Source organism: Bradyrhizobium sp. Mp27, assembly GCF_029953005.1.
Lineage (GTDB): Bacteria > Pseudomonadota > Alphaproteobacteria > Rhizobiales > Xanthobacteraceae > Bradyrhizobium > Bradyrhizobium barranii.
Genome location: NZ_JASAUS010000020.1, coordinates 1 through 21503, shown reverse-complemented (window position 1 = coordinate 21503; position 21503 = coordinate 1). Strand labels below are relative to the sequence as shown.

Annotated in this window: 17 protein-coding genes; 12 read left to right on the top strand and 5 right to left on the bottom strand. The window is 60.6% G+C overall.

All coding sequences use genetic code 11. The annotated features are described in order from the left end of the window. Positions 1–77: 77 nt before the first annotated feature. A complete protein-coding gene (ggt, locus tag QJT78_RS13760) occupies positions 78–1829 on the top strand; it encodes a gamma-glutamyltransferase (protein WP_028151096.1) in 1752 nt (583 codons plus the stop codon). A gap of 96 nt (positions 1830–1925) precedes the next feature. Then, positions 1926–3221: an MFS transporter gene (locus tag QJT78_RS13755; RefSeq protein ID WP_014490748.1), complete on the top strand. Its 1296-nt coding sequence runs from the start codon at positions 1926–1928 to the stop codon at positions 3219–3221. A 27-nt stretch (positions 3222–3248) separates the two neighbouring features. Here QJT78_RS13755 and QJT78_RS13750 read toward each other — a convergent pair whose 3' ends face one another. Then, positions 3249–3914 (bottom strand): glutathione S-transferase, encoded by a 666-nt coding sequence (locus QJT78_RS13750; RefSeq protein ID WP_028151097.1) that lies wholly within the window; start codon positions 3912–3914, stop codon positions 3249–3251. A gap of 150 nt (positions 3915–4064) precedes the next feature. Here QJT78_RS13750 and QJT78_RS13745 point away from each other — a divergent pair, with 150 nt between their 5' ends. The 4 genes from QJT78_RS13745 (at position 4065) to panE (ending at position 7861) form a co-directional block, all read left to right on the top strand. Beyond that, positions 4065–4661: a DUF2239 family protein gene (locus QJT78_RS13745; protein ID WP_038942305.1), complete on the top strand. Its 597-nt coding sequence runs from the start codon at positions 4065–4067 to the stop codon at positions 4659–4661. Positions 4662–4750: 89 nt separating this feature from the next. Further along, positions 4751–6100, top strand: a complete 1350-nt coding sequence (locus QJT78_RS13740) for an MATE family efflux transporter (RefSeq protein WP_028151099.1) — start codon at positions 4751–4753, stop codon at positions 6098–6100. 107 nt (positions 6101–6207) lie between these two features. Continuing rightward, positions 6208–6816, top strand: a complete 609-nt coding sequence (locus QJT78_RS13735; protein ID WP_028151100.1) for a 2-hydroxychromene-2-carboxylate isomerase — start codon at positions 6208–6210, stop codon at positions 6814–6816. Between the two features lie 121 nt (positions 6817–6937). Further along, entirely contained in the window at positions 6938–7861 is a 924-nt protein-coding gene (gene panE, locus QJT78_RS13730) for a 2-dehydropantoate 2-reductase (RefSeq protein WP_028151101.1), read from the top strand. Positions 7862–8049: 188 nt separating this feature from the next. Here the strand turns inward: panE and QJT78_RS13725 are convergent, their stop codons facing one another. The 3 genes from QJT78_RS13725 to QJT78_RS13715 form a co-directional block, all read right to left on the bottom strand. Beyond that, the gene (locus QJT78_RS13725; protein WP_038942306.1) at positions 8050–8643 is read right to left on the bottom strand and encodes a c-type cytochrome; all 594 of its coding nucleotides are present in this window, start codon (positions 8641–8643) and stop codon (positions 8050–8052) included. Between the two features lie 202 nt (positions 8644–8845). Then, positions 8846–10126 (bottom strand): PQQ-dependent sugar dehydrogenase, encoded by a 1281-nt coding sequence (locus QJT78_RS13720; protein WP_028151103.1) that lies wholly within the window; start codon positions 10124–10126, stop codon positions 8846–8848. A gap of 379 nt (positions 10127–10505) precedes the next feature. Further along, positions 10506–11492 (bottom strand): NAD(P)-dependent oxidoreductase, encoded by a 987-nt coding sequence (locus tag QJT78_RS13715; protein WP_281460252.1) that lies wholly within the window; start codon positions 11490–11492, stop codon positions 10506–10508. A gap of 275 nt (positions 11493–11767) precedes the next feature. Here QJT78_RS13715 and QJT78_RS13710 point away from each other — a divergent pair, with 275 nt between their 5' ends. The 6 genes from QJT78_RS13710 to QJT78_RS13685 all read left to right on the top strand — a co-directional run bounded on the left by QJT78_RS13710 (position 11768) and on the right by QJT78_RS13685 (position 20996). Beyond that, positions 11768–13036 (top strand): site-specific integrase, encoded by a 1269-nt coding sequence (locus QJT78_RS13710; protein ID WP_038952219.1) that lies wholly within the window; start codon positions 11768–11770, stop codon positions 13034–13036. Next, positions 13033–13782, top strand: a complete 750-nt coding sequence (locus tag QJT78_RS13705; protein ID WP_038952220.1) for a hypothetical protein — start codon at positions 13033–13035, stop codon at positions 13780–13782. The genes QJT78_RS13710 and QJT78_RS13705 overlap by 4 nt, the downstream gene beginning before the upstream one ends. A 352-nt stretch (positions 13783–14134) precedes the next feature. Continuing rightward, the gene (locus QJT78_RS13700) at positions 14135–16507 is read left to right on the top strand and encodes a DUF5906 domain-containing protein (RefSeq protein WP_049810202.1); all 2373 of its coding nucleotides are present in this window, start codon (positions 14135–14137) and stop codon (positions 16505–16507) included. Positions 16508–17650: 1143 nt separating this feature from the next. Continuing rightward, entirely contained in the window at positions 17651–19240 is a 1590-nt protein-coding gene (locus tag QJT78_RS13695; protein ID WP_049810657.1) for a recombinase family protein, read from the top strand. Further along, the gene (locus QJT78_RS13690; RefSeq protein ID WP_038952229.1) at positions 19218–20096 is read left to right on the top strand and encodes a plasmid partitioning protein RepB C-terminal domain-containing protein; all 879 of its coding nucleotides are present in this window, start codon (positions 19218–19220) and stop codon (positions 20094–20096) included. Before QJT78_RS13695 ends, QJT78_RS13690 begins: the two co-directional genes overlap by 23 nt. A 3-nt stretch (positions 20097–20099) precedes the next feature. Continuing rightward, positions 20100–20996 carry a plasmid partitioning protein RepB C-terminal domain-containing protein gene (locus QJT78_RS13685; protein ID WP_281460251.1) on the top strand — a complete coding sequence of 299 codons (897 nt, stop codon included), beginning with the start codon at positions 20100–20102 and terminating at the stop codon, positions 20994–20996. A gap of 288 nt (positions 20997–21284) precedes the next feature. Here QJT78_RS13685 and QJT78_RS13680 read toward each other — a convergent pair. Then, positions 21285–21503 (bottom strand): transposase domain-containing protein (locus QJT78_RS13680; RefSeq protein ID WP_281460250.1); only part of this gene is annotated, 219 nt, incomplete at its 5' end.

The following is a 21503-nucleotide window of genomic DNA, read 5'->3' as shown; positions in this document are numbered from 1 at the left end:
TTTTGCCTCTGTTGGGGCAAAGCGTATAGCATTGAAGCGACGCGTGGGAACTGGCCTGAGGCCGCGACGGAAGCTTGATGATGTCGTCATATCCGACACGGCGGACATTTTTCGCCTTCATTGCCACTCTGGCGTTTGGTTTTTCGTCTGCCACCGCACAGGATGCGCGGCGGACCTATGCCCCACCCGCGCTCGACACGGTGCACGCCGTTCCGTCCGAGCACGGCATGGTGGTGGCGCAGGAAAAGATATCGGCGCAAGTCGGCGCCGACATCCTGCGCCGCGGCGGTAACGCGGTCGATGCCGCGGTCGCGACCGGCTTTGCGATGGCCGTGACGTATCCCCGCGCCGGCAATATCGGCGGCGGCGGATTTATGGTGATCCATTCGGCCGAGCGCAACGAGGACATCACGATCGACTATCGCGAGACCGCGCCGGCTGCGACCACCCCGCAGATCTTCCTCGGCGCTGACGGCAAGCCCGATGCGGCGAAGTCGCGGGATTCCGCGCTCGGCGTCGGCGTGCCCGGCACCGTCGCAGGTCTTGCGCTGGCCCTGGAAAAATATGGCTCGGGCCGGTTCACGCTGGCACAGCTGCTCGAGCCCGCGATTGGGCTCGCCCGCGACGGTTTTGTCGTCACCGACGACATTGCCGACACGCTGCCGGGTTGGCACCGGCGGCTCGCGCGATGGCCGTCGTCGGCCAGGATCTTCTCGCGCCCCGACGGCACGCCGCTCGGCGAAGGCGACAGGCTGGTGCAGAGCGATCTCGCCGAAACGCTGTCGGCCGTCGCCGCACAGGGGCCGCGCGGTTTCTATGAGGGACCGGTTGCGGACAAGCTCGCCAAGGCCGTGACTGACGCCGGCGGCATCATGACGCCGGCCGATCTGAAATCCTATCAGGCCGTGATCCGTGCCCCGGTGCGCGGTACCTATCGCGGCTACGACATTGTCTCGATGCCGCTGCCTTCCTCCGGCGGCGTGGTGCTGGTGGAGACGCTCAACATCCTCGAGGGCTTTCAGCTGGCCGATCTGAAACAGGGGGCGCCGGCTTCGCTGCATCTGCTGATCGAGGCCATGAAGCGCGCCTATGCGGATCGTGCGCGCTATCTCGGCGATCCCGCCTTCGTCAATGCACCAATCGACACGCTCACTGCAAAGGACTACGCCGCCAAGTTGCGCGCCGGCATCTCCACGGAGCGCGCCACGCCGTCGAAGCAGCTCGTCTCCGCCCCTCCCGCGCCGCGCGAGGGCACCAACACCACGCACTTTTCCGTCGTCGACGCCGGCGGCAATGCCGTCAGCAACACCACCACACTGAATTTCAGCTATGGCGTCGGCCTCGTTGCCGGCGGAACCGGCGTGCTGCTCAACAACGAGCTCGACGATTTCACCGCCGCGGTCGGCGCTTCCAACGCCTACGGCCTCGTCGGTTTCGAGCCCAATCTGCCCGGGCCCGGCAAGCGGCCGTTGTCTTCGATGTCCCCGACCATCGTTCTCAGGGACGGCAAGCCGGTGCTGGTGACAGGCTCGCCCGGCGGCAGCCGCATCATCTCGACCGTGCTCCAGGTCATCGTCAACGTGCTCGACTACAAGATGGATGTCGCCGCCGCCGTCGCTGCGCCACGGCTGCACCATCAATGGCTGCCGGACGAGGTGCGCGTCGAGAGCGGCTTTCCCGGCGATGTGCTGTTCGAGCTGAAGGCGATGGATCACCTCGTCGTCGAGCCGATGGGACAGACCTCGGCCAATTCGATTCTGGTGACGCCGAACGGGCCACTCGGCGCGCCCGATCCGCGTACCCGCGGCGCGGAAGCCGCGGGACAGTAGTCTCGCCGTTGCATGGCACGGCAGCGCGCGCCTGCTTGCGCGGGCTGCCGTGCGTGCTACCACCGCGCAGCTTTAAGGGACCGCCGGGGAACGCACATGAGCACAGCCGATCCGACCCAGCGCATTGAGCGCGCAGAAATCGAAGACACCAGCCTTCTCGCCTTCTACCGCGACATGAACGCGCCGGAGCGGCGAACGTTCTGGGCCTGCGCCGCGGGCTGGGCGCTCGACGGCATGGACTTCATGATCTATCCGCTGGTGATCGGCACCATCATCGCGCTGTGGAAGGTCGATGCGGCCTCGGCCGGACTCGCCGGCACCGTGACGCTGCTGGCCTCCGCAATCGGCGGCTGGCTCGGCGGCTACCTCTCCGATCATATCGGACGTGTCAGGACGCTCCAGATCACCATCATCTGGTTCTCGTTCTTCTCGCTGGTCTGCGCGGTCGTGCAGAATTTCGACCAACTCCTGATCGCACGCGCCGTACTCGGCCTCGGCTTCGGCGGCGAGTGGGCGGCGGGCGCCGTGCTGATGGGCGAGGCGATCCGTCCGCAATATCGCGGACGCGCGGTCGGTTCGGTGCAATCGGGCTGGGCGGTCGGCTGGGGTCTCGCGGTGCTGTCGCAGGCGATCCTGTTCTCGCTGATACCGGCCGAGACGGCGTGGCGCTGGATGTTCGTGATCGGCGCGCTGCCGGCGTTGCTGGTGTTCTACATCCGCCGCTCCGTCACCGAGCCGGAGATCGCAGCCGAGGCCCGCGCAAAACAGGCCGCCAGCGGCGATCGTCCAGCGCTCTGGGAAATCTTCTCCGGCCCGATCCTGAAGACCACGATCCTGGCCTCGCTGATGGCGACCGGCTGCCAGGGCGGCTACTACGCCGTCACCTTCTGGGTGCCGCAGTTCCTGACCAAGGAGCGGCACCTGTCGATCGTCGGTTCGACCGGTTATCTCTCGACGCTGATCATCGGCTCTTTCATCGGCTATCTCGTCGGGGCCTGGCTCGCGGATCGCATCGGCCGGCGCAATCTGTTCCTGATCTTCTCGATCGGCGCCATGGCCGTCGTGCTGCTCTACACGCAGCTGCCGCTGACCAACGAGATCCTGTGGGTGCTCGGCTTCCCGCTGGGCTTCTTTGCCTCGGGCTATTTCTCGGGGATCGGCGCGTTCCTGACCGAGCTCTATCCGACGCGGCTGCGCGGCTCCGGCCAGGGCTTCTGCTACAATTTCGGCCGCGGCATCGGCGCGCTGTTTCCGTTCCTGGTCGGCGCGCTCTCGGCGACGACGTCGCTCGCCAATGCGATCGCGATGTTCGCGGTGGTGGCTTACGCGCTGTTCTTCATTGCCGCCTTCGCGCTGCCGGAGACGCGCGGGCGCGTGCTGCACGCAGACTAGCAGGTCATACCGGGGCGGTGAGGAAACTTACCGTCCCACCTGATACGGCCCGCCCTTTTCCAGCGCACGCGCATAGGCCGGCCGCGCGTGGATGCGCTCCAGAAACGCCATCGCCTTGGGATGGCCGAGCTCGAGCCCGCCACGCGCTTGCGCGGCTTCGAGCGGGAAGCTCATCTGAATGTCGGCGGCGGTGAACTCGCTACCAGCAAACCACTCGCTCTTGCCGAGCTCGCCTTCCCAATAATCCATGTGCTGCTTGAGCTGCGGATTGACCAGCGCGGTGAGCGCTTGGTTCGAGACCTTGCGCACCAGCGGGCGAAGCAGCGCGGGTGCGCGCTTCGGCATCAGCGTGAACAGCAGCTTGAGCAGCAGCGGCTGCATCGCCGAGCCCTCCGCATAGTGCAGCCAATAGGTGAAGCGCAGCCGCTCCGGCGTGTTCGGCGGCGGGATCAGCCGGCCGTTGCCGTAGGTGGCGATGAGGTATTCGATGATCGCGCCTGACTCGGCGATGGTGTTGCCATTGTCGGTGATCACGGGCGACTTGCCGAGCGGATGGATGGCGCGCAGCTCCTTCGGCGCGCGCATGTCCGGCTGGCGCTGATAGCGCACGATCTCGTAGGGCACGCCCAACTCCTCGAGCAGCCACAGCACCCGCTGCGAGCGGGAATTGTTGAGGTGGTGAACGGTCAGCATCGTTGAGGTCCCCAGGCTAGGCGTGGTCGGTCGGCCGCGCCGTTCGTGCCAGCCCGGGAACGCAATGTCGAGCCATCCAGACGGATAATTTCATCCGGGTATATTGACGTCGGTAATTTACCCGGGTATTAAAAGACCAACATCACCAATATGGCAATGATTTCAATGCAACGGACTTTCACAGCCTTCCAGGGTCATCGCCGCCTGGCGTCCGGGCCAGCGGGGGAGGTCGCGCTGGTCGTCAAGCGGATAGCGCCACCGCCGGACGAGCCCATCATCATCTTCGAGGACAGCACGGGCCGACCGATCGACTTCGATCTGCGCGGCGGGGATCGCGAGGTGCTGGCGCGGGTGGCGAAGCTTGTCCCGCCGCCGGTCGAGGAGACCGCGCCACCGAGCGAGCCGCGCGGGCGCGGCCGGCCCAAGCTCGGCGTGGTCGCGCGCGAGGTGACGCTGCTGCCGCGACACTGGGAATGGCTCAACGCGCAACCGGGCGGCGCCTCGGTCGCGCTGCGGAAGCTCGTCGACGAGGCGAGACGCGTAAGCGGCGACAAGGACCGCGAGCGGCAGGCCCGCGATGCGGCCTATCACTTCATGTCGACCATGGCGGGTAATCTGCCGCAGTTCGAGGAAGCTTCGCGCGCCCTGTTCGCGGATGACCGGCGGCGCTTCACCGGACTGATCGCCGACTGGCCGGTCGACGTCCGCGACCACATCGTCAAGCTCGCCTACAGCGACCGCGCTTAGGCGCAGCACTTTCTCTCACCCCATCGACGGCCAGGCCGCGCGTGCATCGCGCGGCGACGGCTTCGCACGCCCTGATGAAAGGCCTATCCATGTCCGCGCCAAAGCCGCTCTGGACGACATTTCTCCGCTTCCTCGCGCCGCTGGTGCTGAGCAACGCGCTGCAATCGCTGTTCGGGACAGTCAGCAACATCTATCTCGGCCAGATGATCGGCGTCGATGCGCTCGCCGCGGTGTCGGCGTTCTTCCCGGTGATGTTCTTCCTGTTCGCCTTCGTCATGGGCCTGAGCACCGGCGCCACTGTGCTGATCGGCCAGGCCTTTGGCGCGGGCGAGCACGGCAGAATCAGGATCGTCGTCGGCACGACGCTCGCGATCGGCCTGCTGCTCTCGCTTTCGGTTGCATTGGCCGGCGGCTTCTTCAGCCGGCAACTCATGACGATGCTCGCGACGCCTCCGGACATCCTCGACCAGGCCAGTGCCTATGCGCGCATCATGCTGCTCACCATGCCGCTCGGCTTCGTCTTCCTGCTGATGACGGCGATGATCCGCGGCGTCGGTGATACCGTGACGCCGCTGCTGGCGCTGGCCTTGTCGACCACCATCGGACTGATCCTGACACCGATGCTGATCCGCGGCGCGTTCGGGATACCTGCCGCCGGAATCACCAGTCCGGCCTGGGCGGCCGCGATTGCCAACGCACTGACACTCATCGCGCTGGCCGTCTATCTGCTGCGGACGAAGCATGCACTGGCACCGGACGCCGCGCTGCTGCGTCATCTGCGGCTCAATCGTGCCGTGCTCGGAAAGATCCTCGGCATCGGACTGCCGAGCGCGGTCGGCATGGTGGTGATGGCGATCGCCGAGCTGGTGCTGCTCGGGCTCGTCAACGGCTTTGGATCGGATGCCACCGCCGCGTATGGCGCGGTCAACCAGGTGATGGGCTACACGCAGTTCACGGCAATGTCGATTTCGATCGCGGTCTCGATCCTCGGCGCACAGGCCATCGGCGGCGGCAACAGGGCGCTGCTCGATGGCATCGTGCGCACCGGCCTCCTGTTCAACATCGTTCTGACCGGCGGACTGGTGGGGCTGATCTATCTGGCGCCGCGGGCGGTGCTCGGCCTCTTCATCACCGACAGTGCCGTGCTCGATCTCGCGAAGGGACTGCTCCACATCGCGCTGTGGAGCTCGGTGCCGTTCGGCCTGGCCACCGTGTTTTCCGGAGCCATGCGCGCGGCCGGCGTCGCCTTGACGCCGATGCTGCTGTCGATCTTCGCCATTGTCGCGATCGAGCTGCCGGCCGCGGTGATCCTTAGCCGTGCGATCGGCCTTGAGGGCGTGTGGGCCGCCTATCCGATCGTGTTCTGCGCCATGTTGGTTTTGCAGATGGGCTATTACCTCACGGTGTGGCGCAGGCGCGCGATCCGGCGTCTGATCTGACCGGATCATCAAGATATTATGACCATCATTAAACGGTGGACCCGTGGCGCGCCCTGCGCCACAATGGACGAAAAGCCAGATTAAAAGCCAGGTCAGGGAGAACGATTTTGACCCGCACAGCCCCGCAATTCCTGTTCGATTTCGGCAGCCCGAACGCCTATCTCAGTCATCTCGCGATCCCGGCGATCGAGCAGCGCATCGGCGTCAAATTCGAGTACGTGCCGATCCTGCTCGGCGGCATCTTCAAGTCGACCAACAACAAATCGCCGGCCGAAACGCTCGCCGGCATCAAGAACAAGCGCGAATTCCAGGCGGTCGAGACCGAGCGCTTCGTCAAACGCTTCAAGGTCCAGCCCTATGTCATGAATCCATTCTTCCCGGTCAACACGCTGAACCTGATGCGTACCGCGATCGCGGCACAGGCCGAGGGTGTGTTCGAAAAATATGTCGAGGCCGCTTTCCACCACATGTGGCGCGAGCCGAAGAAGATGGATGATCCGGAAGTTGCGGCGAAGGCGCTGGCGTCGTCCGGCCTGGATGCCCAAAAACTGTTCGCGCGCGCCCAGGAGCCCGAGGTCAAGGGCAAGCTGATCAAGAACACCGAGGACGCCGTTGCCCGCGGCGCGTTCGGCTCGCCGACCTTCTTCGTCGGTAAGGAGATGTTCTTCGGCAAGGAGCAGCTGCGCGAGGTCGAGGAGATGGTGTCGGGAAAGTGAAGCGCGAATGGCGCGTAGCGAATAGCGAGTGGAAATCGCGCCTGCTATTCGCTACTTCCTGTTCGCCATCCGCCAAAAATAAAGCCTAGTATAAAGCCAAGAATAAAAACGGAGTTCTCCCATGCGTATCCTCGTGGTCGGCGCCGGCGCCATCGGCGGCTATTTTGGTGGCAGGCTGTTACAGGCCGGCCGCGACGTCACCTTCCTGGTGCGGCCGCGGCGCGCCAGCGAGCTCGCGAGCGCGGGCCTCGTCATCAAGAGCCCGAACGGCGACGTGACGCTGAAGAATCCGCCGACCGTTCAAGCCGACGCGCTCAAGGAAAAGTTCGACGTCGTGCTGTTGAGCTGCAAGGCATTCGACCTCGACGACGCCATCAAGTCGTTCGCGGCCGCGGTCGGGCCTGATACGGCGATCATCCCCATGCTCAACGGCATGAAGCATCTCGACACGCTCGACGAGAAATTCGGCAAGGAGCGCGTGCTCGGCGGCCTCTGCGCCATCGCGGCGACCCTGAACGAGAAGCGCGAGGTGGTGCAGCTCCAGCCGATGCAGTCGCTCAGTTACGGCGAGCGCGACGGCAAGCTCTCGGACCGGGTCAAGGCGATCGACGAGGCCTTCAAGAGCGGCATCAATGGCGCCGCCGCCAGCACGAACATCATGCAGGACATGTGGGAGAAGTGGGTGTTCCTGTCTTCGCTCGCCGCAAGTACCAGCCTGATGCGCACCTCCGTCGGCAACATCCTTGCGGCCCCCGGCGGCCGGGACTTTTTGCTCGGCATGCTGGACGAGACCAGCGCGATCGCCACCGCGTCGGGCTACACGCCGGGCGGCCCGTTCTTCGAGCGCGTGAAGGGCAACCTCACCACCGAGGGATCACCGATGACGGCATCCATGTTCCGCGACATCAAGGCGGGCCTGCCGGTCGAGGCCGATCACGTCATCGGTGACCTCATCGCGCGCGCCGACGCCGCCAAGGTGCCGGTGCCGAAGCTGCGCATCGCGTATACGCATCTGAAGGCGTATGAGAGGCAGCGGGCGAGCTGACCGCACACTCAACTGTCGTCCCGGGGCGCGACGAAGTCGCGAGCCCGGGACCCATAGCCACAGGATCAAGTTTGGCGAAGACTTGTGGTGACCAGCTCGCGTCATAACCACTCCCTGTGGTTATGGGTCCCGGGCTCGCGCTCTGCGCGCCCCGGGACGACAGCGGCGTTTGCCGCAACGACTCCGCGTTACTTGAAATACGCGAGATAGTGCGAGACGGCGGTGATTTCCTCATCGCTCATGTGATAGGCGACATCGGCCATCGCAGCGCCACCGCCGCCGACGCGCTGGCTGCTCTTGTAGTCGTGCAGCGCCTTGACCAGGTATTCCTCGCGTTGGCCCGCGAGCCGCGCAACCGCCTTGGTGCCGGCAAAGCTATCCGTATGGCACGAGGCGCAGCGGCGGCCGACGGCAACTTGCGCGCCCTTTTTGGACAGGTCCGGATCCCCGTCTTCCGCGGCCTTCGGCGGCGTCATCTGCGCGAAATAGGCGCCGAAATTGCGGATGTCCTCGTTGGTAATCTCCTCGGCGATCGGCTGCATCTGGTCGTTCTTGCGCGAGCCGGCGCGGAAGAACACAAGCTGCCACTGGATGAATTGATCGGGCTGGCCAGCCAGCGAGGGGATGTTCTCCGTCTGCGAAATGCCGTTCTCGCCGTGACAGCCGGAGCAGACGGCGGCCTTCTCCTGGATCGCGGCATTGTCGGCGGCCTGAGCGCGGACGATTGCAAGTGCTGCGAGCGATAGCGTCACAGACAGAATTCCAAACCGAACGACTCGCATGGCTGATTTCTCCGACTGTCATTGCCGGGCTTGACCCGCCTGCTTGGCGTAGGCCCGGCAATCCATCCCGTTTGCAAGGAGGTTTCTCGTTTGATGGATGCCCGGATCAAGTCCGGGCATGACGAACGCGTTCCGCTGCAAGCCCGTCACAAACAAAAGAGGCTGCGACCGTCATCCGGTCGCAGCCTCGTGTCGTCTTACGCTACTTCTTGCTGTAGCTGATGCGATAGATCGCGCCGGCCCAGTCGTCGGCGACGAGGATCGAGCCATCCTTGGCGAGGATGATGTCGTTGGGACGGCCGAGATAGCCCTGGTCGCCCTCGATCCAGCCGGAGGCGAACACCTCCTTCTTGGCGTTCTTGCCGTCGGGGCCGACGATCACGCGCGTGATATTGCCGCCCTGGTACTTGTGACGATTCCAGGAGCCGTGCTCGGCGATCAGGATGTTGTTCTTGTACTCGGCGGGGAATTGGTCGCCGGTATAGAACTTCATGCCGAGCGGAGCGACGTGTGCGCCGAGGTTCAGCACGGGCGGCGTGAACTCGGAGCATTTGTGGCCCATCGCGAACTTCGGATCGGGCAGGTCGCCCTGATGGCAATAGGGATAGCCGAAGTGCTCGCCGATCTTGTTGATCATGTTCAGCTTGTCGCTGGGCAGATCGTCGCTGATCCAGTCGCGCGCGTTCTCGGTGAACCAGAACTTGCCGGTGCGCGGATCGACGTCGCCGCCGACCGAGTTGCGAACGCCGAGCGCATAGATTTCGGCGTTGCCGGTCTTGGGATCGACGCGGCGGATCTGCGAGACGCTGGTCGGGGGCACGCCGACGTTGAAGGGCGGTCCGAACGGCAGGTAGAACCAGCCTTCCTTGTCGACCGCGATGTACTTCCAGCCATGCGCAGCATAGGAGGGCATGTCGTCATAGACGACCTTGCCGTCGCCGAGCTTGTCGAGATTGGCTTCGGCGTTGTCGTAACGGATCAGCTTGTCGACCGCGATGACGTAGAGCGCGCCATCCCTGAAGGCGAGACCGGTGGGCATGTTCAGCCCTTTAAGGATGGTCTTGACCTCTTTCTTTCCGTTGTTGTCCTTGATGGCATAGACGTTGCCGAGGCCGAACGAGCCGACGAACAGCGTGCCCTTGTCACCCCAGGCCATCTGTCGCGCGGCAAGAACGCCAGGCGCATAGACTTCGATCTTGAAGCCGGCCGGCAGCTTGATCTTCTTCATCATCGCGGCGAGCTCGGCCTCCGACGCGCCGGTCGGCGGGCCCGATGGCGGCGCGAGGCCCTTCTGCGCCTCGGTCTCGTCGCCGAGGAACCAGTCATCCGGCGGATGGGTCCAGAACTCCTTGGTGCCGGATTCGTATTTCTTCAGCTGGCGGTTCTTGTCCTGCTGTTGCGCGCTGACTGCGCTTGTCCCCGCGAGAAGGGCAACCGCTGCGAGCGCCAGGACGGATTGAAAGACGGATTGATGGAATTTCATCGCGTCACTCCCCTAAGGCAGCCGTCAGGGCTGCACGTTATTTTGTTTTGCTAGTCGAGAGGCGAAGTTCGGACTCTGTCAGGACGACAGACGCAAAAATGTTAGCACATCTGCGGACGGTGAGAAGCGCGTCGGGAGCACTGCAGTCAGACTCAATAGAAATTGAGACTGAATGCCACGAAGATTTACACGACGACGACAACGGTCTCGCTGCAACGCGGAATCAAAATAGCGTGTGACTGATTTGCAGGCAGCGGGCGGGGCGCTCGCACAAAATTGCGAAAACAACCCCATGCACAGTAGAACGGCTCAGCCCGGTCTGCTCCCGGTGACGCCGGGCAGACATTTGATGCGTCGAGCAAAACGGCAAAGACGGCGATTACGAGGCGACGGGATAGGGTCCGTCGTCGAATACAGTGTCGTGATAGCCTTTCGACCCGATCTCGCGCGCCAGCGCGCTGCGAAAATCCGTCCCCTCACGCAGACTGTTCAGGACATGCGCGAAGTCGAATTCGGGCCGCCAGCCCAGCTCGCGCCGCGCGCGGTCGTTGACATAGACGCGGTCGATCTCGGGGAATAGCCGCCATCCGCGTGCCGCATAGAGCTGCGCGCAATCCGGGTTAAGCTCGTGCACGACACCGGCCGCGTCGCGCGCGAGCGCCGCGAGATGACGGGGCTCGAACGGGCTCGTAGCGGAGATGATGTAACGGGCAAAACCGATCTTCGGCGCGCGCTCGACGGCGAGCAGATGGGCGCTCACCGCGTCCGCTATATCCAGCCGTCTATAGAGCAGCTCGTTGGCCTGTGCGTTGTCCAGCGGGTAAGCCGAGCGCATCGCCGGATCGTCATCGTCCTCAGGGAAGAAGCGCGAGGTCCGCAAGATCACGACAGGCAGGCCGCGCTCGCGAAAGAACAGCTCGCCGAGAGTCTCCGCCATCAGCTTCGTGGTGCCGTAGATATTCTTCGGCACCGGCGCCAGATCCTCGGTGACCCACACCGCGGCCTGTCCGGCCCCGGGTCGAAGCTGCGAGCCGAATGCGCTGGTGGTGCTGGTGAAGACGAAGCTGCGCACGCCGGCAGCTACGGCCGTCTCGAGCAGATTGAGCGTGCCGGTGACGTTGGTGTCGACAAAATCCCGTTTGCCGTGGGTCGCCACATGCGGCTTGTGCAGCGTTGCCGTGTGAATGACGGCGCTGACGCCCTCCATCTGCCGCCGCACGAAGTCGGGATCGACGATCGAGCCGACGGCATCGGTGAAGGGCGATGGCTTCAGAGCGACCCCGCGCACGGGGGAACTGCGTCCCCGGAGCATACGGAGTACGGCCTCCCCGAGGTGGCCTGCGCTGCCGGTGACCAGAATTGTCATTTGTGACCCAATACAGCCGCCAGCGGCGTGGAAAACCACGACCCGACCCGGTTTGGCTGGATGCTTTGGGAAAAATTGGAGCGGGCGAAGGGGCTCGAACCCTCGACCCCGACCTTGGCAAGGTTAAGCTCCCGAGAACCAACCGGTAACCATGCGTAAAGTCCAGCTTTGTCAAATGTTTGACACCGCGACACAATCCGGCCTCAAGGAGTACGGACGCGTACGCGTGAGAAACGCCGCCCCGCACTCCCCCAGCACTCCCCGGGGGAGCAGAAATGAAGAGCCTGAACCGCAAAAGACTGACCCAGCAGGGAGTGGAGCGCCTGCGGTACGACCCAACGGTCGCCCCGCCAAGCGGCCGAATCGAAATTGAGGACGAAGCCTGCCCGGGTCTGTTGCTGCGCATCACGCCCCGCAATGTGAAGTCCTTTAGCGTCATCTACCGAGTCGTCGGAGAGGGCGGAACCAGCCCGACGGGCCGCTTGCTGGCCGGTAAGCAACACCGAATCACCCTGGGCGGTACTCCGCCTCTTGAGCTGACCGATGCACGTCGGCAGGCCCGGGACATCATCCAGGCTGCGACAGAAGGTCGCGACCTGCGGATGGAAAGGCGCGAGCGTAACCTGATCCGCGCCGTCAATACGTTCGAGGCCGTCTTCGAGCGCTTTATGCAAATCGAGATCATCCCGAACGTGGGCGCCTGGCGGAACGTCGATGGTGTGTTGCGCCGGCACGCGCTGCCTCGTTGGGCGAAAACACCGGTTCAGGATCTTCGCCGATCCCATATCCACGAGCTGATCGATGAACTCGTCCAAAGCGGCCGGCATGGCGTTGCACGCGAGGTTCGGAAGCATCTATCGCGGTTTTTCAACTGGACAGTCGATCGGGAAATTATCGCGGACAATCCAATTCATGGGTTCAAAAGGGGAGACCTCCAGAACAACGATGAAGCAGGCCGCGCCCTTGAGGACGAGGAGATTAAGTGGGTTTGGCACGCCAGCACCGCTTTAGGCTACCCCTTCGGTCCGTTGTATCGGCTGTTGCTGTTGACCGGGCAGCGACGCACGGAATGGGCTGCAGCGCGCAGGTCCGAAATCAACTCCAACAAGAAATGGCTCGAGGTACCAAAGGACCGGTACAAGGGCGATCGCGACCACATCGTGCCGATGGCCGACCAAACCTGGTCCATCTTCGAGCAACTGCCCGCGTGGCCAGGTAATGACTATTTCCTGTTCTCGACTCGCGGCGGCAAGGTGGCCATTTCGGGATTCTCAAAAGGCAAGACTCGTCTTGATCAAGAAATATCGAAGCTAATTGCTGTCGAGCAACCTGGCACCGCGCTTATGCCTTTCCGTGTTCACGATCTTCGCGTCACCTGCGAGACGAGGCTCGCGCGGCTCGGGTTCAACCAAGATGTTCGAGACGCGGTCATTGGGCACGCGAAGGTTGGTCTTCAAAAGACCTACAACAAGTACGATTACTTAACGGAAAAACGTGACGCTGTTGCTGCATATGAAGCACACATCATGAGCATTGTACGATGACTCTATTTACGCCCCACCATGCACACGCTCTCGCCGACGACACGTTTAGATTCCGGATCACATTTGACTCTGCTGATGAACAGAAGCGCGATGGTAAGGCCGTTCAGCCGCTGGTCGGAAAAGAAGACGCCTTGTTGAGGGCGTTGCGAGCAGGTGAGCAACGGTATGTCGAGTGCAAGACGGAACTGCAAGCCATTCAAAAACTACGTAGGGCCGACACTGATCTTCCGGCACGATGCGCAAAAATGGCTGAGAAATTAAGAGAAGTTGCGCAGGTCTTATCGGTGCTCGACGATGTCTCGCGGGAAGAGCTCGATTCCATGGCTCACTTGCACGGCTCAAGCGTCGAGGAAATGAATGGGTACTTGGAAAAGCTCTTAGGTTGCCTGAATGCAGGAAGTGAGGAGCTCTTCTCCAAGCGCCAGAAGACAGCAGGACGAAAGCGAGGAGTTGGCAAGGGAGGCTTTCAACGACTCCCTCTGGAGGAATTCGCCAAAGAGCTCAGAAATTTCCTGCTCGAAGAAAGAGTTGCATTCACTTTCGAAGCGGCAACCCGAGACGATCGCCAACCAGTCGACCAGGTACCCGTGAGCGCCGCTGCGCGTCTACTGTACGGCGCGGCTCGCGTATTGGATCGTCGAGTTGAGCTCTCCGATATAGAGGCCGTGATAATGGCCGTAAACAAAAGGCCTGGGTTTCGCGAAGAACTTCTAGGCGACGCGATGGTGGACGCGTTGACACGCTAAATTGATAGCCGAGCTGCTCGGAGATATTCATCCAAGCGCAGACAATTTCCGGCTGGTGACGCCAACCTACCAACTGCACTATGTGGTTGCTTCCTTACAAACCGAAGGGAGCAACAAATGCGATTTTTAAGAGTTAGCGAAGTCGTCCCCATGGTCGGCTTCTCAAAAAACACACTCTATGCTCGGATTCGAGCAGGGACATTCCCAAAGCCTATCGCCCTTGGACCCCAGACTACCGCCTTCCTGGAGGATGAGGTCCTGGAGTGGATGAAGACGCAAGTCGCGGTCGCCCGTGGCTATTGCAGGTCTGCGAATACTCCCGTGTCTTCCGCGAGAACGCAGGAGGGCGGCAATGTCTGACACAGATAACGCTGTGCCACAACCGGACAACGATGCAGCGATCGCATTCCTGAACGCTTTCGAGCCTGAGGGGCCGTGGGTGCTCACCGCGATTCCTCCACATCGGAAGGGAATCCAGACCCGTACCTTCGGTCCGGACTGCATGGATCAACTCAAGCAATGGCTGGTTACGCGGAATGGAAATGCTAACCTGTATTTCCATGTGAATCGACCGCTGAGAAATCTCGACAAGAAGGCTGAACGCGAAGATATCAAGGAGGTTCGCTGGCTCCACGTCGACGTCGATCCACGAGTTAACGAGCCGGTGGAAGACGAGCAGCGCCGTATCCTCTCGCTGATGACTGATCGGCTCCCGGCTGGCATTCCGAAGCCGACCGTCATTCTCTTTTCGGGCGGTGGATACCAAGCTTTCTGGAGGCTGGAAGGGCCGATCGTTTTGGACGGCAAGCTTGAACTGGCGGAAACCGCGGCGCTGTACAACGTTGCGATGGAGCATATTTTCCAAGGTGATAACTGCCATAACATCGACCGCATCATGCGTTTGCCGGGGACAGTCAACATTCCTGACGAACGCAAGCGGTTGAAGGGCCGGCGTCCGGCTCTAGCGCGAGTAGTAACTTTCGATACTTCGAGGGTTTATCCGCTTTCCGCATTTACACCGGCGGCTCCTACCCGGAGTGATCAATCGGCCGCGCTGGGCCGACCAGGCCAGTCTAATAACTCGGTCAAGATTGGCGGAAACGTTCGTCGCATCATCGAATCGTCTGAACTCGACGAATGGGGCGTTCCTGACCGCGTCAAGATTATCATTGGTCAAGGCAAACACCCGGATGAGCCAAAGTCGGATGACAACAGCCGCTCGGCTTGGCTCTTTGATGCCGTGTGCAATTTAGTGCGCCAGCGCGTCCCGGATGAGGTAATCTTTTCCCTCCTGACCGACCCTCACTGGGCCATCTCAGAGAGCGTCCTCGAAAAAGGTAACGCGGCAGAGAAGTATGCGATCCGGCAGATCGAGCGAGCGAAGGAAGAGGTCATCAGCCCAGAGCTGCGGCTTCTGAACGAGAAGCACTTTGTGATTGAGAATGATGCTGGGAAGTGTCGAGTCGCTGAGTGGATCCCGTCTGAGGGGGACGGCAGAGACCAGTTGTCGACTCAGTCTTTCGAGGACTTTCGTAACCGCTATATGCATATGCGCGTGCTCGTCGGAAAGGACGCGAAAAACAACCCACAATTTAAGCCGCTGGGCAGATTCTGGCTCGAACATGAAATGCGGCGACAATTCCGTGGTCTTGTGTTCCGACCCGGCAACCATCAGGTGATAAACGGGTTCTTGAACCTCTGGCGCGGTTTTGGAGTAGAACCTCGACCTGGCAGGTGGTCGCGCATGCAAGCTCACATTGCTGCGGTCCTTGCAGATGGAGATGAAAGCTCCGCCGAGTACATCCTAAATTGGGCTGCATGGGCCGTGCAGAATCCTGACCAACCTGCAGAGGTAGCGCTGGTCTTCAAGGGCGGGCAAGGGACCGGAAAGTCGACGTTTGGCCGCGCGATGAGATCGCTCTTTGGCCAACATGGACTGCAAGTCGTGACTCCCAGTCAGTTTGCCGGTCGGTTCAACGCGCATATGAGAGACGTATGCTTGTTGTTCGCGGACGAAGCAGTGCGACCGGACGACCGCTCAGCGCGTGGAATTTTGAAAGCACTCCTTACGGAAAGAAATCTGCCTATGGAGGGCAAAGGGCGCGATATCGTACAAATGACGAACTACGCAAAAGTAATTATGGCGTCCAACGAGGAGTGGGTGGTTACTGCTGAGCTAGATGATCGACGGTTTGCCGTCTTTAGAGTCTCCGAAGGCCGCAAGGGCGATAAGCCCTACTTCAAAGCTCTGAATGAGGAGCTCGAAGCCGGCGGCTTAGAGGCAATGCTGTACGACCTTTTGGAGCGCCCGTTGGGGGAATGGCACCCAAGGGTGAATATTCCACAGACCGCGGAGAAGGACTTCCAAAAAACGGCATCTCTGACAGGCTTGGAAAAATGGCTTCTTGACTTGCTTCATCAGGGTGTGGCGCCGGTTCAACGATGGGTTACTGAAAAAGAGCCCTTCGTCGCAACCTCGACCCTCACAGAGGTCGCTCGGCAACAACTGCGGAAGGAGGACATCTCCTGGAATGCCGTCAATTATCTCCTTACTAGGCTGCAGTTCAAGAAGATCGACAATTCGAGACCGCGTGGATTCGTCTTTCCTGAACTCCGGCTCGCACGGGCAACTTGGAACCGAGTATTTACTAGGGTTGAATGGGACGACACCGGGGAGTGGGCTCCTCTTGATCCGTCGAAAACACCCTTCGAGCCGCCGTTCTAGAACAAGGCTCAACTCGACCTACCGACCACCGACCCGAGTATTTATCGGCAGGCCCTAGCGATCAGCGATGAGCTCGCGCCCAGGCGTCTACTTCGTAGTCGGCAAGGTCGGTAGGTCGGAATCTACATGGAATCATAAGAAGATAAAAAACCCGACTTTCTCCGACTACTTAGGCTCGCAAAATGAGACGATCCTCATCGTTGACTTCCCAGCCCATCGCATTGCCTTGCACCTGCTGAAGGTTATCGAAAATCTCACACCCCAGAATTTATGCGAGAGACAATGTTCAAGCTTTCGCGGCGACGTGACGGCTCAGTAATCGCAGAACTTTTTCGACGGAGTATCTTGGAGGAGGGCGTCTAATCTAGCACATTTGGGGTGCCTACGCGCGCGCGCGAGGCTTGTCTGCAAATATGAGACGATGACCATTCGAATTGAGATAACAAAGGCGCACCATGCGCATCGTGATCTGGGCCTACTCCTCTGAAGGTTTGCCTCCCCGAAACTTCCTCATCCGAGGCGGCAACGCCGCGCGAGCCACGTGTGGAGGTGACGAACTTTCGATCAGCCGTCTCACGCCGACGAGAGTTTTGCCAAGGCACCAGGCTGCGCCTCGTCCGCGTTTCTCTACGCGAGCCGGGCATGCTCCGATTGCCAGAGCTCCATTTGCCGCGCCCGGCTCGATTGGTAGCTCTATCGCTTGTTTTGGGTCAGTCATGTCCGTCTTGGACCTCGATGACTTCCGAGACCAGATCAGCTGTCACTTGTAAGCTGTTCCTCACTTCTGCGAGCCTCTGATTGGATACCAAGGCGGGTCGATGCAATAATTTCAAGACGAACTCGAAGACTCGGTCCGAGTTGCGCATGAGCTGCAACAAATGCTCGCCGCTTGGACCGTTTGAACCGGAAAGCCAATTCTTAGCAGTTCTCTCATTGGCCCCGGTCCACCTCATCAAGGTCTTCTGAGCTTGATGGCTGTTGCCTAGCTCGGATCTTAGAATATCGGCGATCAAGTTCGCGTAAGTGGACGAGGCTGTTCTGTTGCTTGGAAACTTCTTGCCCGTTTTCGGAAACATGTTTCCCCCCGAGCTAAGTTATAGTTTCGAAGACCGATCATGCATTCTTGACGCTAGTAGGGCGACGATGTTGCGGGGCATATCTCATTCAGATGCCGAAACCGAGCGACAGGCCCAGAAGCCTGCTGCGGAATACGTGCGGATGTCGACCGATCACCAGCAGTATTCGACGGCTAACCAAGCACAGGCAATTCGCGAGTATGCTGCTCGTCACGGATTCCGCATCGAAAAGACGTATGAGGATAGTGGCAAAAGCGGCCTCAATCTGGATGATCGGCATGCTCTGAAGCGGCTTATCGACGATGTCCAACGTGGCGCGGCCGATTTCTCGACAATTCTCGTCTACGATGTCAGTCGCTGGGGCCGCTTCCAGGACGCCGATGAAAGCGCCTATTACGAGTACATTTGCAAACGCGCCGGCATCTCGGTTCGCTACTGCGCAGAGCAATTCGAGAATGATGGAAGCCCTGTCTCGACCATCGTCAAGGGCGTGAAGCGCGCGATGGCCGGTGAGTACAGCCGAGAACTCTCAGTGAAGGTTTTTGCCGGACAGCGGCGCCTGATCGAGCTCGGCTATCGTCAGGGCGGCCCAGCCGGATTTGGGCTGAGACGGCAGCTGATTGATCAAAACGGTGTTGCAAAGGCGGAGCTCACCCGCGGCGAGCACAAAAGCATCCAGACCGACCGAATCGTGCTTATCCCTGGGCCGGAGCAAGAGATTGAGACCATCCGATTCATCTACGAGGCCTTCGTCGCTCAACGCAAGAGCGAGCGGGAAATCGCAGACAGTCTCAATGCCAAAGGGGTCACCACTGATCTCAGTCACTCCTGGACTAGGGCAATCGTCCACCAAATCCTCATCAACGAGAAGTACATTGGCAACAATGTTTGGAACAGATGCTCATGCAAGCTAAAGGGCCTGCGCGTCTCTAATCCGCCCGAGCGCTGGATACGTCACGACCAGGCTTTTGAGCCTATAGTCGACGAAGATACATTCAGATCCGCTCAAGCCATCATTGCCGAGCGCTGCAAGCGCTATTCTAATGAGGAGCTTCTCGATGTGCTCCGCGGCCTGCTGGAGCAGCACGGTTATCTCTCCGGAATCATCATTGACGAACTCGAGGTCGGGCCGTCCAGCAGCGCCTATCGCACTCGTTTCGGCAGTTTACTCCGAGCTTATGAACTCATAGGTTTCAGCCCAGACCGCGACTATCGCTATATCGAGATCAACCGCGCGCTGCGTCGGATGTATCCTGATTTCATTGCAGCCACGGTGCGCGGAATCGAAGAGATCGGAGGATCGGTTCGCCAGGACACCGAAACTGACCTTCTCGCGGTCAATGACGAATTCACCGCATCGATCTGTTTGGTCCGGTCGCAGGAAACCATGGCGGGCTCGCACCGCTGGAAGGTGCGCTTTGATGCAGGTCTGCGGCCGGACATCACAGTGGCGATCCGGATGAATCAGATGAACAGCGCCGTGCTCGACTACTATCTGTTACCGCGCTTTGAGATGCAGGCCGATACGGTCGCGCTCGCGGAAGATAATGGCCTGGCGTTCGACGCATACCGCTTTGATAGCCTCGATATGCTGTTCGAACTTGCCGCGCGTTCGCAATTGTTGGAGGTCAGTTATGGGCTCGGCTCAATGCATTGAGATTATTCCGGTCGGAGCCATCGACGTCGTCAATCCGCGCGCCCGCAACCGCCGAATCTTCAAAGAAATCGTGACGAGCGTCGCGGAACTGGGATTGAAACGGCCGATCACGGTCAAACGGAAGACTTGCGAAGGGGAGCCGCGCTACGATCTGGTCTGTGGTCAGGGGCGTCTGGAAGCTTATCAAGCCCTCGGGCAGCGCGAAATTCCTGCCGTCGTGGTGGACGCTACCAACGAGGACAGCGCCATCATGAGTCTGGTCGAGAATTGCGCCAGACGTCAGCACCGGCCGATCGACCTTTTGCACGACATCGAGGGGCTGCGGTCCCGAGGCTATGATTTTGATGATATCGCGCGCAAGACCGGGCTGAGCATTGAGTATGTCAAGGGCGTGAGCAGCCTGTTAGAAAGCGGCGAGCATCGGCTCTTGCGTGCGGTCGAGGCAGGACAAATGCCCGTCAGCATTGCCGTCATGATCTCGCAGGCGCAGGATAGCGACATCCAGACCGTGCTGCAGCAGGCCTATGAAGAGAGATTGCTGCGCGGCCAGCGCCTGCTAGCAGCCAAGAAGCTGATTGAGCAACGACGACGCCGCGGTAAGGGCTACAAGTCCGGTCCCCGGCGGACTGATGGCGCACCGATCAGCTCGAACGCGCTTCTGCGCGCTTACCGTCAAGACGTTGATCGGAAACGGGTCCTGATCCGAAAATCCAATAACACTAAGTCCCGCCTGGTCTTCATCCTTGAAGCTCTGCGCAAGCTCTTGGTCGAGCCGGAGTTTTTTTCGATCTTGGAAGACGAGAAGCTCGACACCTTGCCAAAGAATCTTGCGATGCGGTTGCACGGGCAGGGATAGGCCATGGCACGCAGGCCTCACATTTCGGTTCGCATGGGCTTTGAAGAACGGACATCCATGGTTAGGCTTTCCGACATTCAACCCTTAAAGCTGGTGTCGGAGGAGGTGAAGCGCTCGCCGAAATACCGGCAAATCGCTGCATCCGTCGGCGAGATTGGGCTGGTCGAACCCCCCGTGGTTGCGCGAAGCCGGGATGGCCAGGGCAAATTCCTTCTTCTGGACGGCCATTTGCGGCTGGAAGTGCTTCGAGAGCGCGGACAGCTCGAGATCGAGTGCCTGATCTCGACCGAAGATGAGGCGTTCACCTATAACAAGCGGGTCAATCGCATCGCGATCATTCAAGAGCACCGCATGATCTTGAAGGCTATCGAGAACGGCGTCTCGGAAGCTAGGATTGCAAAGGCCCTGAATGTCGACGTTGCAAGCATTCGCCGGCGCCGCAAGCTATTGGACGGCATCTGCACTGAGGCGGTTGATCTGTTGAAAGAAAAGCATTTGACCCTTAATTCGTTCTCGGAATTGCGCAAGCTTGCGCCGATCCGTCAGATCGAGGCGGCCGAGCTGATGATCGCCATGAACAACTTTTCGAACAGCTATGTGCGCTCCCTGGTGGCAGCGACACCGCGCAACCAGCTCGCTACCGGCTACATACCACGCGCGCCTAAAGGACTGTCCGACGAGCAGCTAGCGCTAATGGAGCGGGAGTCAGCTTCGCTGGCCCGAGAATTCAAGGTAGCCGAACAAACCTACGGTACCGACCATCTCGATCTGGCGCTGGCGGTCGGCTATGTCTCAAAACTACTGCGTAACGGCAAAGTGGTCGGCTATCTCGCCAAGCACTTCCAGGAATTGCTCTTCGAATTCCAGCGGATTACAGAGTCTGAGGCCAACGCGGCTTAAATATCAGCGCTATCATGCTGAGCTGGCCGCATTCGCGCATGCATTGTTAGGGAAGAAATCGGCCGGATTTGATCTCCGTTTTGGCACGTTTCCCTACAAACCTTGAGCCAGTCGTCGGCATTGACCCGATAGAAGCCAAGTCGAACGCAATCTGTCCGCTCCATCCTCTCAAAGCAGTAAGCGACGTTCGCGTCCCACTCGCAAAGGTTTGGCGTGGGGATTGCAGTCTGTTGATCAACGTGTTTGCAAATCGTTGGCGGGGGGTATGGAGGCGGCAACGACGGAGAATTACGAGGTGCGGCCGAACGACCAGGGCAGGAGCTCGTCGATCCGGGACTGCGGGTGACCGGTTGCGATCGCTTTGAGCGTCGCTTTCATCCAGACGTAGGGCTCCACGCTGTTGATTTTGCAGGTGGCGATGAGCGAAGCTATGCGCGCCCATGAACGACCACCTTCGTCGTGACCAGCAAATAAACTATTTTTACGCGTCAGAGTCAGCGGCCTGAT

Bases quoted from the DNA above. Each gene is read 5' to 3' on its own strand.
- QJT78_RS13755 (WP_014490748.1), top strand. From the start codon at position 1,926: ATGAGCACAGCCGATCCGACCCAGCGCATTGAGCGCGCAGAAATCGAA.
- QJT78_RS13740 (WP_028151099.1), top strand. From the start codon at position 4,751: ATGTCCGCGCCAAAGCCGCTCTGGACGACATTTCTCCGCTTCCTCGCG.
- QJT78_RS13720 (WP_028151103.1), bottom strand. From the start codon at position 10,126: ATGAAATTCCATCAATCCGTCTTTCAATCCGTCCTGGCGCTCGCAGCG.
- QJT78_RS13725 (WP_038942306.1), bottom strand. From the start codon at position 8,643: ATGCGAGTCGTTCGGTTTGGAATTCTGTCTGTGACGCTATCGCTCGCA.
- QJT78_RS13690 (WP_038952229.1), top strand. From the start codon at position 19,218: ATGGGCTCGGCTCAATGCATTGAGATTATTCCGGTCGGAGCCATCGAC.
- QJT78_RS13705 (WP_038952220.1), top strand. From the start codon at position 13,033: ATGACTCTATTTACGCCCCACCATGCACACGCTCTCGCCGACGACACG.
- QJT78_RS13710 (WP_038952219.1), top strand. From the start codon at position 11,768: ATGAAGAGCCTGAACCGCAAAAGACTGACCCAGCAGGGAGTGGAGCGC.
- QJT78_RS13685 (WP_281460251.1), top strand. From the start codon at position 20,100: ATGGCACGCAGGCCTCACATTTCGGTTCGCATGGGCTTTGAAGAACGG.
- QJT78_RS13700 (WP_049810202.1), top strand. From the start codon at position 14,135: ATGTCTGACACAGATAACGCTGTGCCACAACCGGACAACGATGCAGCG.
- ggt (WP_028151096.1), top strand. From the start codon at position 78: ATGATGTCGTCATATCCGACACGGCGGACATTTTTCGCCTTCATTGCC.
- panE (WP_028151101.1), top strand. From the start codon at position 6,938: ATGCGTATCCTCGTGGTCGGCGCCGGCGCCATCGGCGGCTATTTTGGT.
- QJT78_RS13750 (WP_028151097.1), bottom strand. From the start codon at position 3,914: ATGCTGACCGTTCACCACCTCAACAATTCCCGCTCGCAGCGGGTGCTG.
- QJT78_RS13695 (WP_049810657.1), top strand. From the start codon at position 17,651: ATGTTGCGGGGCATATCTCATTCAGATGCCGAAACCGAGCGACAGGCC.
- QJT78_RS13715 (WP_281460252.1), bottom strand. From the start codon at position 11,492: ATGACAATTCTGGTCACCGGCAGCGCAGGCCACCTCGGGGAGGCCGTA.
- QJT78_RS13745 (WP_038942305.1), top strand. From the start codon at position 4,065: ATGGCAATGATTTCAATGCAACGGACTTTCACAGCCTTCCAGGGTCAT.